We start from the raw sequence: 12,405 nt of genomic DNA, 5'->3' as shown, positions 1-12,405 counted from the left end.
CAAAGCGCCCTTGCAGAACCCTTCATATTGATTGCAACGGAGCAACTACTGCGCCCAAGGCCCGCTGGCTGATAGAATGCCCCTCTTTCATGGCAGTTTTATTGCAGTTTTCTTGCTATTTCGGCGCGCACGCGCCTTAACCCACTTGCATCGTCCGTATCGCCAATGAGCACTTCCGCACCTCGCCAACTCTTCGTCACGACCGCACTCCCCTACGCCAACGGCGCTTTCCACATCGGCCACATCATGGAATACATCCAGGCCGACATCTGGGTCCGGTTCCAGCGAATGCAGGGCAATGAGGTGCACTTCGTCGGCGCCGACGATGCCCACGGCGCGCCCATCATGATCGCCGCCGAAAAGGCCGGCATCACGCCGCAGCAGTTCGTGGCCAACATCGCCGCCGGCCGCAAGCAATACCTGGATGGCTTCCACATCGCCTTCGACAACTGGAGCTCCACCGACAGCCCGGAAAACCACGAACTGTCGCAGGAAATCTATCGCGCCCTGCGCGACGAGGCCAAGCTGATCTCCACCAAGACCATCGACCAGTTCTACGATCCGGTGAAGAACATGTTCCTGCCGGACCGCTACATCAAGGGCGAATGCCCCAAGTGCGGCACCAAGGACCAGTACGGCGACTCCTGCGAGAACTGCAGCGCAGTCTATTCGCCCACCGACCTGAAGAATCCGTACTCGACCCTCTCGGGCGCCACGCCCGTGATGAAGTCCTCCGAGCACTTCTTCTTCAAGCTGTCGGATCCGAAGTGTGTAGCCTTCCTGCGCGAATGGGCGCTGGACAGCAACCGCCTGCAGCCGGAAGTGGCCAACAAGGCCAAGGAATGGCTGGATGGCGAAGGTGGCCTGGGCGACTGGGACATCAGCCGCGACGCGCCCTATTTCGGCATCGAGATTCCGGATGCACCGGGCAAGTATTTCTATGTCTGGCTGGACGCGCCCATCGGCTACCTGGCCTCGCTGAAGAACTACTTCGTCAAGACCGGCCGCGACTTCGACGCCTTCATGGCCGATGACAAGACCGAGCAGTACCACTTCATCGGCAAGGACATCACCTACTTCCACACCCTGTTCTGGCCCGCCATGCTCAAGTTCGCCGGCCGCAAGACGCCGACCAACGTCTTTGCGCACGGCTTCATCACCGTCAGCGGGGAGAAGATGTCCAAGTCGCGCGGCACCGGCATCTCGCCGCTGCGCTATCTGGACATCGGCATGAACCCGGAATGGCTGCGCTACTACATCGCCGCCAAGCTGAACGCCAAGGTCGAAGACGTGGACTTCAACCCGGACGACTTCGTCGCCCGCGTCAACGCCGACCTGATCGGCAAGTACGTCAACATCGCCAGCCGCGCTGCCGGCTTCATCGCCAAGCGTTTCGAAGGCCGCGTGTCCACGCAGTGGGCCACGGCGGACGATGCCTTCCTGGCCAAGCTGCGCGGCGTGGCCGACGAGATCCGCAGCCTCTACGAGCAGCGTGAATACGGCAAGGCCCTGCGCCTGGTGATGGAGCAAGCCGACGCCATCAACGCCTATGTCGATGCCAACAAGCCCTGGGAACTGGCCAAGGACAGCGCACGCGACGCGCAACTGCACGAAGTCTGCAGCCGCCTGCTGGAAGCCTTCCGCATCCTGACCATCTACCTGAAGCCGGTGCTGCCGCAACTGGCCGCCCAGGTGGAAGCCTTCCTGCAAGTGGCACCCTTCCAGTGGAGCGACGTCACCACGCCGCTAGCCGACAGCCACGTCATCAATGCCTATTCGCACCTGATGCAGCGCGTCGATCCCAAAATGCTGGATGCCCTGTTCGAAGCCCCCGAAGCACCCGCAGTTGCCCCGGCAGCGCAAGAAAGCGCCATCGAGGAACTGGCCCCGGAGATTTCCATCGATGACTTCGCCAAGGTCGACCTGCGCATCGCCAAAATCGTCAACTGCGAAGCCGTGGAAGGTTCCACCAAGCTGCTGCGCCTGACCCTGGATGCCGGCGAAGGCCGCACCCGCAATGTCTTCTCCGGTATCGCCTCGGCCTACAAGCCGGAAGAACTGGTCGGCAAGCTGACCGTGATGGTGGCCAACCTGGCGCCGCGCAAGATGAAGTTCGGCGTCTCCGAAGGCATGGTACTGGCGGCGTCGGCCAAGGACGAGAAAGCCAATCCGGGCATCTACGTCCTGAACCCGTGGCCGGGCGCCGAGCCGGGCATGCGGGTGCGCTGAAGCCCGTTCGTCTCTGCCGGAGGAAAGATCGTCATGAACCTGGTGATACGTGAAGCCACCTCGGAAGATGCCAGTCTGATCGCCGAGCTGACCCGTCATAGCTGGGCCAACAAGGTGGCGCCCAGTTCCTCGGGTCACCGCGAGGCGCCCGACCACGTGCAGGAAGACCTGCAGCATGGCGGCGCCTTCATCCTGCTCAGTGGCGAAACACCGGCCGGCTCCGTGCGCTGGCTGCCGCTCGATACCGAAAGCGACGTCTGGGAAATCCGCCGCATGGGCATCGCCCCGGCCTTCCGGGGTGAGCGCCTGTCGCAGCACCTGATGGAAGCCCTGATCCACCGCGCCCAGTCGGCTGACGTGCGCGAGCTGCGGCTGGCGGTGCGTACCGACCAGGCGCAACTGGTGGACCTGTATGCCGCCTTCGGCTTCGAGATCGCGCCGGAACTGGAATACACCCGCGCCAATCCACTGGAAGCCCCGCCGATCGTGATGCGGCGGGTCATGCGGCACTGACCCTCTCCCATCCCCCGAAAGCGACGCCTGGTGCGTCGCTTTTCTTTTGCCTCGCCCTCCTCCCCGCAAATCGGAACGTTTGTTCATCATGCGGTAACAATCGCTCGCTACCATCATGAAAACGTTGTCAGGAGGCGCTGCCCGCCTGGCCTGCCGGGGGGGGCAGTCCAAGGGCCGGTGCTGAAGATTCACATTCACCGGTAAGCACAATAACAATGGCCCAAGGGGATAAACAGGAAACCGCCTACCTGGCGGTGCGGGTGGCACGGCTGTACTACTTCCAGAACATGACCACCGCCGCCATCGCCGATGAAATCAGCACCTCGCGCGCGACCGTCTCGCGGCTGCTGTCCTTCGCGCTGGAACGCGGGCTGGTGGAAATCCGTGTGCACGACCCGCAGCAGGTCTCCGGCAGCCTGGAAGCCGCCATCGCCCATCACTACCGACTGCGCTCCATCCAGGTGGTCCCGGTGGCCGCCGCTGCCACCGACAAGGAAACCCTGCAGCGCGTCACCTGCCACGCCGCCGCCTACGTCAATTCGCTGGTGACGCCCGGCACCATCATCGGCCTGGCCTGGGGCACCACGGTGGCGCAGATCGCCGACCAGCTGCTGCCGCGCCACGTGCATGACGTCGACGTGGTGGCGCTCAATGGTTCCGGCAGCGGGGCCAGCTTCATCAACAGCTTCAGCGAATCCATCGTCTCGCGCTTTGCCCATAACTATGGCGCGCGTGCCCACCACCTGCCGGTGCCGGCCTTCTTCGACTATCCCGAAACGCGCAGCGCACTGTGGCGGGAAAAGAGCATCAAGGCCATCCGCGACCTGCAGGAGCGCGCCTCCATCCTGCTGTTTTCCATCGGAGCCGAGGCGACCGGCAGCTACATTCATACCGCCGGCTACCTGGGTGAAGAAGAACGCCGGATCCTGCGCGAAGACGGCCTGGTCGGCGACATCGCCACCGTCTTCTTCCGCGCCGATGGCAGCTGGCGCGACGTCGCCATCAATGCCCGCAACAGCGGTCCCGACATGGATTGCTTCGCCCGCGCCGCGCACTCGCTGTGCGTGGTCTCCGGCACCGGCAAGCTGCCGGGCCTGAAGGCGGCGCTGCGCGGCGGCTTCATCAACGAACTGATCATCGACGAACCGAGTGCGCGCCTGCTGGTGGAGCAGATCCGCAGCGGCGCGGCGTGATCGCATCACCACGAGGAACCAAGCATGGCAGCCATCTCCTTGCAGGGCGTCTGCAAGCACTGGGGTCAAGCCCAGGCCGTCAGGAACATCGATTTCGAGGTGCAGTCGGGCCAGTTCACCGTCTTGCTGGGCCCCTCCGGCTGCGGCAAGTCGACCACCCTGCGGCTGATCGCGGGACTGGATAAACCCAGCTCGGGCAGCATCCACATCGGTGGACGCGACGTAACGCAGCTGCCGCCGGCGCAGCGCAAGATTTCCATGGTGTTCCAGTCCTATGCGCTGTTCCCGCACCTGAGCGTGCGCGACAACATCCTCTTCGGCGTACGCGTGCGCAAGGAGCCGCGCGCCGGTTACGAATCGCGCTTGAAGCGCGTGGCCGACATCCTCGGCCTGGCGCATCTGCTAGAACGCCGCCCGGCGCAGCTTTCCGGGGGCCAGCAGCAGCGCGTGGCGCTGGGCCGCGCCATCATCGCCGATGCGCCCGTCTGCCTGATGGACGAGCCGCTGTCCAACCTCGATGCCCAGCTGCGCCAGGAAATGCGTCGCGAAATCCGCGCTCTTCAGCAGCAGCTGAACATGACCATGGTCTACGTCACCCACGACCAGACCGAGGCCATGAGCATGGCCGACCAGGTGATCCTGCTGCGCGAGGGCCGCATCGAACAGGATGCCGCCCCGGCCGACCTGTATGCCCAGCCTGCGACCGCCTTCGCCGCCCGCTTCATCGGCACGCCGCCGATGAACCTGCTGCCGCTGGAATCCCACGCCGAAGGCTTGGCCATCCGCGACAGCGACGTGATCCTGCGTGAGCTCGGCCAGGCGCCATTGCAGCTGGGCCTGCGTCCGGAACACATCCGCCTGGCCGCTCCCGGCGATTCGTCCGTGCCCGCCGTGGTCGAGACCGTCGAATACTTCGGTGCCGACACCATCATCGCTGCCCGCATCGGCGCAGCCTCGCTGCTGGTACGCGCACCCGGCCAGCACAGGCTGGCGGCCGGCGACCCGCTGCACCTGGCCTGGGACGCCCGCGACCAGTACTTCTTCGATCCCGCCAGCGGCCTGCGCCGGCCGTGATCCGTCCAACGATTTCCGCAGCAAGCCAACCCATCCACCTCATGGAGATGCATCATGCGTAGAACCTTCCTCAAGTCCCTGGCCGCAGTGGCCGTCTCGGCTGCCTTCTGTACGCCGGTCCTGGCCGCCAACCCGGTCGAGATCAGCTTCTATTACCCGGTCGCCGTGGGCGGCGCGGTCACCAAGACCATCGACAGCATGGTGGCCGACTTCGAAAAGGCCAATCCCGACATCAAGGTCAAGGCCATCTATGCGGGCACCTACCAGGAAAGCATCGTCAAGGCGCTGACCGCCTTCAAGGGCGGCACCCCGCCGACCCTGGCCGTGTTGCTCTCGACCGACCTCTTCACCCTGATCGACGAGAACGCCATCGTCCCCATCGACAGCCTGGCTGGCAGCGCCGAGGACAAGAAGTGGATCGACGGCTTCTACAAGGGCTTCATGGAAAACAGCCAGACCGACGGCAAGACCTGGGGCATTCCCTTCCAGCGTTCGACCATCGTGATGTACTACAACAAGAACCTCTTCAAGGAAGCCGGCCTGAACCCCGACAAGGCCCCCGCCAACTGGAACGAGATGGTCGAAGCCGCCAAGAAGCTGACCAAGCGCGACGCTGCCGGCAACGTCACTCAATGGGGCGTGAAGATTCCTTCCACCGGCTTCGGCTACTGGATGTTCCAAGCCATGACCGCCTCCAATGACACGATCCTCATGAACAGCACCGGCACCAAGACCTATTTCGACAAGCCGGGCGCCGTGCAGGCCCTGCAACACTGGGTCGACCTGACCACCCGTGACAAGGTGATGCCGGCCGGCTCCATCGAATGGGGCACCACGCCCAAGGACTTCCTGGAACAGAAGGCTGCCATGGTCTGGACCACCACCGGCAACCTGACCAACATCCGCACCAATGCCAGCTTCCCCTTCGGTGTGGCGATGCTGCCGGGCATCAAGCATCCGGGCAGCCCCACCGGTGGCGGCAACTTCTACGTCTTCAACAAGACCTCGCCGGCCGAACAACAGGCCGCCATGAAGTTCATCCGCTTCGCCACCGAACCGGCACGCGCCGCGCAGTGGTCGATTGCCACCGGCTACGTGGCACCACGCCAGGATGCCTGGGATACCCCGGAAATGAAGAAATACCTGCAGGACGTCCCGGCCGCCGACGTGGCACGCGAGCAGATGAAGTATGGCGTGGCCGAACTGTCCACCCACGACAACCAGCGCGTGACCAAGGCACTGAACGACAACCTGCAGGCCGCCTTGTCCGGCACCAAGACGCCGGAAGCGGCCTTGAAGGATGCCCAGCGCGAAGCCGAGCGCATCCTGCGCAGCTACGGCCGTTGATGCGCTCCCTGCACAAGGCCTGCCGATGAAACGCCTGTCCTCCTCCGTGCTGCCCTGGCTGCTGCTGTCGCCGGCGATGGTGCTGCTGATCGCCTTCACGCATTACCCGGCGCTGGCGACGCTCTGGCACAGCTTCTTTTCCACGCCCAAGGGAGCCCGGCCGTCGGTCTTCGTCGGACTGGAAAACTATCGCCTCATGGTGGACGATCCGGTGTTCTGGCAGGCCCTGTGCAACAACCTCTGGTTTGCTCTGGGCACCATCCCGCTGGCCATTGCCCTGGCCATCCTGATGGCGCTGTGGGTCAACGAGAAACTGGCCGGGCGCGGACTGCTGCGCCTGGCCTATTTCACCCCGACCGTGCTGCCGATGATCGCGGTGGCCAATATCTGGCTGTTCTTCTATACCCCGCAATATGGCCTGCTGGAGCAGATCACCGGCGCGCTCGGCCTGCCCTCGCACAACTGGCTGGGCAATCCCGACACTGTGCTGGGGGCGCTGATGGTGGTGGCGGTGTGGAAGGAAGCCGGATTCTTCATGATCTTCTACCTGGCCGCGCTGCAGCAGATCTCGCCGGTGCTGGCCGAAGCGGCCGCACTGGAGGGCGCGTCGCGCTGGCAGTACTTCTGGCGCGTGCAATTTCCGCTGCTCATGCCCACCACGCTCTTCGTGCTCATCAATGCGCTCATCAACGCCTTCCGCCTGGTCGACCACATCGTCGTGATGACCAAGGGCGGGCCGGACAATGCCAGTTCCCTGCTGCTTTACTACATCTATGAAGTTGGCTTCGCCTTCTGGGATTCTTCCTACGCTGCAGCCCTCACGGTAGTGCTGCTGGCCCTGTTGGGATTGATTGCGCTGGTGAAGTTTCGTGTACTTGACCGCAGGACCCATTACCAATGATCGCGCCCACCTCGCCTTTTGCCGAACGCCATCGCGCACTGGAAACCGTCTCTGCCTGGGTGCTGGCACTGCTGTGGCTGCTGCCGCTCTTGTATGCGCTGTGGACCGCCTTCCACCCGGCCGCCTTCGCCACCCGCTTCGTGCCGGACGCCCCGCTGACGCTGCAGAACTTCGTCAACGCCTGGCAGGCCGCGCCCTTCCCGCGCTATTTCCTCAACACCTTCCTGCTGGTGACATTGATCCTGGTGGCGCAGCTGATCCTCTCCACGCTGGCGGCCTATGCGTTTGCCCGCTTCACCTTCCGGGGCAGCAATGTGATGTTCATGCTGGTGCTGATGCAACTGATGGTGATGCCCGACATCCTGATCGTGGAGAACTACCAGACCATGAACCTGCTGGGCCTGCGCGATACCATCCTGTCGATTGGCCTGCCCTATTTCGCCTCGGCCTTTGGCATCTTCCTGCTGCGCCAGACCTTCAAGACGGTGCCGCGCGAACTGGATGAAGCGGCTACCGTGGAAGGTGCGTCGCCGTGGCAGATCCTGATGCAGGTCTACGTGCCGCTGGCCAAGCCGATCTATATCGCCTTCGGGCTGGTGTCGGTGAGCACCCACTGGAACAACTTCCTGTGGCCGCTGATCGTGACCAATTCGGTGGAATCGCGTCCGCTGACGGTGGGGCTGCAGGTGTTTTCATCCACCGACCAGGGCGTGGACTGGTCCATCATCACGGCCGCCACGCTGATGACGTCGGCGCCGCTGTTGCTGGCGTTCCTGCTGTTTCAGCGGCAGTTTGTACAGTCGTTCATGCGGGCGGGGATACGCTGAAGCGGCCAGGCCTCAATGGCCCGAGATTTCCGAGATCGAGGTCCGCACGACCTGCTTGGTATTCATATCGAAATGCACATTGAAGAGCCGGTCCTCGTGCACGTAGTGATACTTCCAGTCCCACACTTCCTCATTCTTGCGGGCGAACTGCACCACGCTGCGCGGCCGGCCAAACTGGCGGCGGACCTGCTCGGCCGTCATGCCGGGACGGATGGTGTCGAAATGCTCCTGGGTCAACACCTGTTGATAGTCGATCAGCGTGCCGGAGGCGCCGATGCTGAACATCCACGTACGGATGCCTTCCGGGCCCTTGGGATATTCCAGGGTCCTGGCTCCGCCGCCGTCCTCCCACACGGTATCGGGCTGTCCCATCACGCCGCGCACGTCGGCTTCGCTGGAGATGCCCTTTTGCAGCTTGTCCAAACCGAACTCCTCGATGGGATTGCCGTTGCGGTCGCAGCCCAACAGGGCCAATGCGGCAAGCAAAGCCCCGAATTGAGCGGCATGGCGACGCAGGCGAGTGAAGATGGGTTCATGCATAGGAATTGATTATCCCTGATGAAGACAAGGTAAAATACGGCTTCTGTGTAACATTTGGCCTGAAAATATCATGCTCTTCGGAAAAAAGACCACCTACGTATCTGAAATCACCCAGTTCATCGACGAACTGAAGACGAAGAACCCGAAGCTGGAAGAGTCCCAACGCGCCGGCCGCGCCCTGCTGTGGGACAAGGAACCGCTGGATCTGGACAAGACCGCCCGCGAGAAAGCCTCCCGCGTGGCCCAGCAGCCCTACGTCTACCAGAGCCACTAAGCTGTCGGCATGACGGTTCAAGCAGGTGGCGCCGATCCCGCCGGCCAGCCCGGCGCGGAGCCCAGCGCCGACGCCATCGACATCACTCCCGCAGGACAGCAGGACACCACGCCCGACGTGATCGACGGCGTGGCCTTGGCGCGCCTGTACGGCGAGCCGCTATTCCAGCTGCCCAACGACCTCTACATCCCGCCGGATGCGCTGGAAGTCTTCCTGGAAGCCTTCCAGGGGCCGCTGGACCTGCTGCTGTACCTGATCCGCAAGCAGAACTTCAACATCCTCGATATCCCGCTGGCGCAAGTCACCGCGCAGTACCTGGAATACGTCGAGCAGATCCGCAAGCAGAACCTGGAACTGGCCGCCGAATACCTGCTGATGGCCGCCATGCTCATCGAAATCAAGTCGCGCATGCTGCTGCCGGCCAAGAAGGCCGAGCCCGGCGAAGAGCCGGAAGATCCGCGTGCCGAGCTGGTGCGCCGCCTGCTGGAATACGAACAGATCAAGCTGGCCGCCCAGGAGCTGGACCAGTTGCCGCAGGTCGGCCGCGACTACGTGCGCACCCAGGTGCATATCGAGCAGACCGTGGTCACCCGCTGGCCCGAGGTCGACATCGATGACCTCAAGGCCGTCTGGGCCGATATCCTCAAGCGCGCCAAGCTGACCCAGCATCACCACATCAGCCGCGAAGAGCTGTCCGTGCGCGAACACATGACGGGCATCCTGCGGCGACTGCAATCGGCACGGTTCGTCGAGTTCTCGGACCTCTTCGATCCCTCGCGCGGGGTGCCGGTGGTGGTGGTCAACTTCATCGCCCTGCTTGAGCTGGCCAAGGAAACGCTGATCGAAATCACCCAGGCCGAAGCCTTCGCTCCCATCTATGTCAGACTGTCCTACTCGCCCAGCTGAACGGGCGCAGCAGACCGGCAACCGGGCCTGAGTCCGCCCGCAACCAGAGAATCCGCATGAAAATCATTTCCTCCATCGAAGAACTCCGCGACCACCTGCGCGGCCAGCTGCGCACCGCCTTCGTGGCGACCATGGGCAACCTGCATGAAGGCCATCTCTCGCTGATGCGCCTGGCACGCACCCATGGCGATCCGGTGGTGGCCTCGATCTTCGTGAACCGCCTGCAGTTCGGCCCCAACGAGGACTTCGACAAGTATCCGCGCACCTTCCAGGCCGACGTCGAGAAGCTGGAGAAGGAAGGCGTCTACGTGCTCTTCGCCCCGACCGAAAAGGACATGTATCCGGAACCGCAGGAATACCGCGTGCAGCCGCCCGATGACCTGGGCAACATCCTGGAAGGTGAATTCCGTCCCGGTTTCTTCACGGGCGTATCCACCGTGGTGATGAAATTGTTCTCCTGCGTGCAGCCGCGCGTGGCCGTGTTCGGCAAGAAGGATTACCAGCAGCTCATGATCGTGCGCAACATGGTGCGCCAGTTCGCCCTGAACACCGAAATCGTCGGCGCCGAAACCTATCGCGCCGAAGACGGCCTGGCGCTGTCCTCGCGCAACGGCTACCTGTCGCCCGAAGAACGCGCCGAAGCGCCGCTGCTCTACCAGGTGCTCAACGAGGTCGCCAACGAAGTACGCGGCGGCCAGCACGACGTCGCCCTGGCCGAGCGCGTGGCCATGGAACGCCTGGCCGCCCGTGGCTGGAAGCCCGACTACGTGGCCGTGCGCAAGCGCATCGACCTGCAGCCGCCGACACCTGCCGACATGGAGCAAGGTGCAGCGCTGGTGGTCCTGTCGGCAGCCAAGCTGGGCGCCACCCGCCTGATCGACAACCTGGAAATCTGAATCATGCGCAGGCTGGCGGGCTGGCTGCTGTCCCTGGCGGCGTTGCTGGCCGCCGATACCGCGCAGGCCGACATCACCGTCCAGGATGACCTGAGCCAGAGCGTCACCCTGGCCAAACCGGCGCGCCGCATCATCAGCCTGGCGCCACACGTGACCGAGCTGCTCTACGCCGCCGGAGCGGGCGCGCAGATCGTCGGCGCCAGCAATCACAGCGACTATCCTCCGCAGGCCGCACAAATCCCCAGCCTGGGCGGCTACAACGCGCTCGACATCGAACGCATCGCCACCCTCAAGCCCGACCTCATCGTCGCCTGGCACAGCGGCAACAAGCCCTTGCAGCTGGCGCGCCTGCGCAGCCTGGGCATTCCCGTCTTCGAGAGCCAGCCGGCCGACTTCGGCATGATCGCCTCATCGCTGGAACGGCTGGGCCAGCTGGCCGGTACCGACATCACCGCACAGGCTGCCGCAACGGCCTTCCGGGCCCGCTGGCAGCAGCTGGAGGCGCAATATCGCGGACGAGCCCCGGTGAGCGTGTTCTATCAGATCTGGAGCCAGCCGCTGATGACGCTCAACGGCCAGCACATGGTCTCTGCCGTGCTGCGCCTGTGCGGCGGCCGCAACATTTTCGCCGAGCTGCCGCAACTGGCGCCCACGGTCAGCGTGGAAGCGGTGCTGGCGGCCGATCCGCAAGTGATCCTCACGGCCGGCGACGCCCGTGACCAGCCGCTGGAGCGCTGGAAAGCCTTTCCCCGCCTGCGTGCGGTGCGCGACGGGCAGCTCTACACCGTCAATGCCGATTGGCTCAACCGCGCCGGACCTAGAGTGCTGGATGCGGCGCAGGAGGTCTGTGGGAAGCTGGACCAGGCACGGCGACTGGCACCTGCACCATAAAGCGTTTGCGGTGCAGCCTGCGCTTTGCTCTGCGCCGCACACGGACGAAAAAAATCCCTCCGCCAGGGAGGGATTTTCAAGACCTGCGAAACACAGATAACAGCTTAGAACTTGTACTTCACACCAGCCGTGTACAGGTTCATCTTGTTGTCGCTTTCGCCGCCCAGCTTTTCGAAGTGGGTGTAGCCGACGTTGATGCCAACGTTCTGCGAAACGCTGAATTCATAGCCCAGGCCAACCAGGTAGCCCGTACCGGTCTGCGAGAAGGAGCTCGTGCCGGACGGCTGGCTCAGTTCCAGGGAAACCTTGGAACGGGTAGCGCCTGCCTTCAGGTACAGACCCGGCACGAATTCGGTGAACTTGTAGATCACGGACAGATCTGCGCCCTTGACGTTGGCCTTCACGTTGTAACGCACGGTACCGGTACGGTTTGTGCCGTCCTGCTTGAAATCGTCGGTAGCGAAGTAGCCCAGTTCCACGGCGAAATTCTTGTTGATCTGATAACCGACCAGGGCGCGCAGCGCTGCGGCTTCGTTGGTTTCGGAGGTCTTCACGCCGTTGGTCGGCGTGGCAATGGCGTTGATCGAGGCGATACCACCTTCGACGCCCACGTACACGCCGCTGTCGGCGGTCTGGGCGGCGGCCGAACCGGCGGCCATCATGGCGGCGAGTGCAGCGACTGCTGCTACGATATTTTTCTTCATTCCTGATAATCCCTAGATGTTGTTTATAAGTACTACCTCAGGGTATTCCCCGGCGGCAATTATATCGAGGGATGAGAACTTGTAAATCTCGGTAAAGGACTTTCAAGTAA

At 63.3% G+C, this 12,405-nt stretch carries 13 protein-coding genes; 11 read left to right on the top strand and 2 right to left on the bottom strand.

The window, feature by feature from the left end:
• Nucleotides 1-165: 165 nt before the first annotated feature.
• The 7 genes from metG (at nucleotide 166) to ACVC5H_RS09970 (ending at nucleotide 8,084) form a co-directional block, all read left to right on the top strand.
• Nucleotides 166-2,229, top strand: a complete 2,064-nt coding sequence (gene metG / locus ACVC5H_RS10000; RefSeq protein ID WP_489622164.1) for a methionine--tRNA ligase — start codon at nucleotides 166-168, stop codon at nucleotides 2,227-2,229.
• A gap of 33 nt (nucleotides 2,230-2,262) precedes the next feature.
• Complete coding sequence (locus tag ACVC5H_RS09995; RefSeq protein ID WP_489622163.1) at nucleotides 2,263-2,742, top strand: GNAT family N-acetyltransferase; 480 nt, start codon at nucleotides 2,263-2,265, stop codon at nucleotides 2,740-2,742.
• Nucleotides 2,743-2,957: 215 nt separating this feature from the next.
• Nucleotides 2,958-3,935: a sugar-binding transcriptional regulator gene (locus tag ACVC5H_RS09990; protein ID WP_489622162.1), complete on the top strand. Its 978-nt coding sequence runs from the start codon at nucleotides 2,958-2,960 to the stop codon at nucleotides 3,933-3,935.
• Nucleotides 3,936-3,959: 24 nt separating this feature from the next.
• The gene (locus tag ACVC5H_RS09985) at nucleotides 3,960-5,009 is read left to right on the top strand and encodes an ABC transporter ATP-binding protein (RefSeq protein WP_489622161.1); all 1,050 of its coding nucleotides are present in this window, start codon (nucleotides 3,960-3,962) and stop codon (nucleotides 5,007-5,009) included.
• A gap of 54 nt (nucleotides 5,010-5,063) precedes the next feature.
• Nucleotides 5,064-6,356 (top strand): ABC transporter substrate-binding protein, encoded by a 1,293-nt coding sequence (locus ACVC5H_RS09980; RefSeq protein ID WP_489622160.1) that lies wholly within the window; start codon nucleotides 5,064-5,066, stop codon nucleotides 6,354-6,356.
• 25 nt (nucleotides 6,357-6,381) lie between these two features.
• The gene (locus ACVC5H_RS09975) at nucleotides 6,382-7,257 is read left to right on the top strand and encodes a carbohydrate ABC transporter permease (protein ID WP_489622159.1); all 876 of its coding nucleotides are present in this window, start codon (nucleotides 6,382-6,384) and stop codon (nucleotides 7,255-7,257) included.
• Nucleotides 7,254-8,084 carry a carbohydrate ABC transporter permease gene (locus ACVC5H_RS09970; RefSeq protein ID WP_489622158.1) on the top strand — a complete coding sequence of 277 codons (831 nt, stop codon included), beginning with the start codon at nucleotides 7,254-7,256 and terminating at the stop codon, nucleotides 8,082-8,084. The genes ACVC5H_RS09975 and ACVC5H_RS09970 overlap by 4 nt, the downstream gene beginning before the upstream one ends.
• A 12-nt stretch (nucleotides 8,085-8,096) precedes the next feature.
• On the opposite strand, the gene bamE is transcribed toward ACVC5H_RS09970, so the two are convergent.
• On the bottom strand, nucleotides 8,097-8,624 hold the full coding sequence (bamE, locus tag ACVC5H_RS09965) for an outer membrane protein assembly factor BamE domain-containing protein (RefSeq protein ID WP_489622157.1): 528 nt from the start codon (nucleotides 8,622-8,624) through the stop codon (nucleotides 8,097-8,099).
• 70 nt (nucleotides 8,625-8,694) lie between these two features.
• Between bamE and ACVC5H_RS09960 the strand changes: the two genes are divergently transcribed.
• Genes ACVC5H_RS09960 through ACVC5H_RS09945 form a run of 4 tightly spaced genes read left to right on the top strand, consistent with a single transcriptional unit; the run spans nucleotide 8,695 to nucleotide 11,591 of the window.
• A complete protein-coding gene (locus tag ACVC5H_RS09960; protein WP_489622156.1) occupies nucleotides 8,695-8,898 on the top strand; it encodes a DUF3460 family protein in 204 nt (67 codons plus the stop codon).
• Nucleotides 8,899-8,907: 9 nt separating this feature from the next.
• Entirely contained in the window at nucleotides 8,908-9,804 is an 897-nt protein-coding gene (locus tag ACVC5H_RS09955) for a segregation and condensation protein A (protein WP_034337179.1), read from the top strand.
• 56 nt (nucleotides 9,805-9,860) lie between these two features.
• Nucleotides 9,861-10,700 carry a pantoate--beta-alanine ligase gene (gene panC / locus ACVC5H_RS09950; RefSeq protein WP_489622155.1) on the top strand — a complete coding sequence of 280 codons (840 nt, stop codon included), beginning with the start codon at nucleotides 9,861-9,863 and terminating at the stop codon, nucleotides 10,698-10,700.
• Between the two features lie 3 nt (nucleotides 10,701-10,703).
• Nucleotides 10,704-11,591: a cobalamin-binding protein gene (locus tag ACVC5H_RS09945; RefSeq protein WP_489622154.1), complete on the top strand. Its 888-nt coding sequence runs from the start codon at nucleotides 10,704-10,706 to the stop codon at nucleotides 11,589-11,591.
• A 104-nt stretch (nucleotides 11,592-11,695) separates the two neighbouring features.
• On the opposite strand, the gene ACVC5H_RS09940 is transcribed toward ACVC5H_RS09945, so the two are convergent.
• Nucleotides 11,696-12,295 (bottom strand): outer membrane protein, encoded by a 600-nt coding sequence (locus ACVC5H_RS09940; protein ID WP_489622153.1) that lies wholly within the window; start codon nucleotides 12,293-12,295, stop codon nucleotides 11,696-11,698.
• Nucleotides 12,296-12,405 lie beyond the last annotated feature (110 nt).

The sequence above is a fragment of the Herbaspirillum sp. Her3 genome, assembly GCF_057961275.1.
This window is presented reverse-complemented; position numbering and strand designations above follow the sequence as displayed.

Excerpts from the sequence above, each read along its gene's own strand:
- metG (WP_489622164.1), top strand. The coding sequence starts at position 166 with ATGAGCACTTCCGCACCTCGCCAACTCTTCGTCACGACCGCACTCCCC.
- ACVC5H_RS09995 (WP_489622163.1), top strand. The coding sequence starts at position 2,263 with ATGAACCTGGTGATACGTGAAGCCACCTCGGAAGATGCCAGTCTGATC.
- ACVC5H_RS09990 (WP_489622162.1), top strand. The coding sequence starts at position 2,958 with ATGGCCCAAGGGGATAAACAGGAAACCGCCTACCTGGCGGTGCGGGTG.
- ACVC5H_RS09985 (WP_489622161.1), top strand. The coding sequence starts at position 3,960 with ATGGCAGCCATCTCCTTGCAGGGCGTCTGCAAGCACTGGGGTCAAGCC.
- ACVC5H_RS09980 (WP_489622160.1), top strand. The coding sequence starts at position 5,064 with ATGCGTAGAACCTTCCTCAAGTCCCTGGCCGCAGTGGCCGTCTCGGCT.
- ACVC5H_RS09975 (WP_489622159.1), top strand. The coding sequence starts at position 6,382 with ATGAAACGCCTGTCCTCCTCCGTGCTGCCCTGGCTGCTGCTGTCGCCG.
- ACVC5H_RS09970 (WP_489622158.1), top strand. The coding sequence starts at position 7,254 with ATGATCGCGCCCACCTCGCCTTTTGCCGAACGCCATCGCGCACTGGAA.
- bamE (WP_489622157.1), bottom strand. The coding sequence starts at position 8,624 with ATGCATGAACCCATCTTCACTCGCCTGCGTCGCCATGCCGCTCAATTC.
- ACVC5H_RS09960 (WP_489622156.1), top strand. The coding sequence starts at position 8,695 with ATGCTCTTCGGAAAAAAGACCACCTACGTATCTGAAATCACCCAGTTC.
- ACVC5H_RS09955 (WP_034337179.1), top strand. The coding sequence starts at position 8,908 with ATGACGGTTCAAGCAGGTGGCGCCGATCCCGCCGGCCAGCCCGGCGCG.
- panC (WP_489622155.1), top strand. The coding sequence starts at position 9,861 with ATGAAAATCATTTCCTCCATCGAAGAACTCCGCGACCACCTGCGCGGC.
- ACVC5H_RS09945 (WP_489622154.1), top strand. The coding sequence starts at position 10,704 with ATGCGCAGGCTGGCGGGCTGGCTGCTGTCCCTGGCGGCGTTGCTGGCC.
- ACVC5H_RS09940 (WP_489622153.1), bottom strand. The coding sequence starts at position 12,295 with ATGAAGAAAAATATCGTAGCAGCAGTCGCTGCACTCGCCGCCATGATG.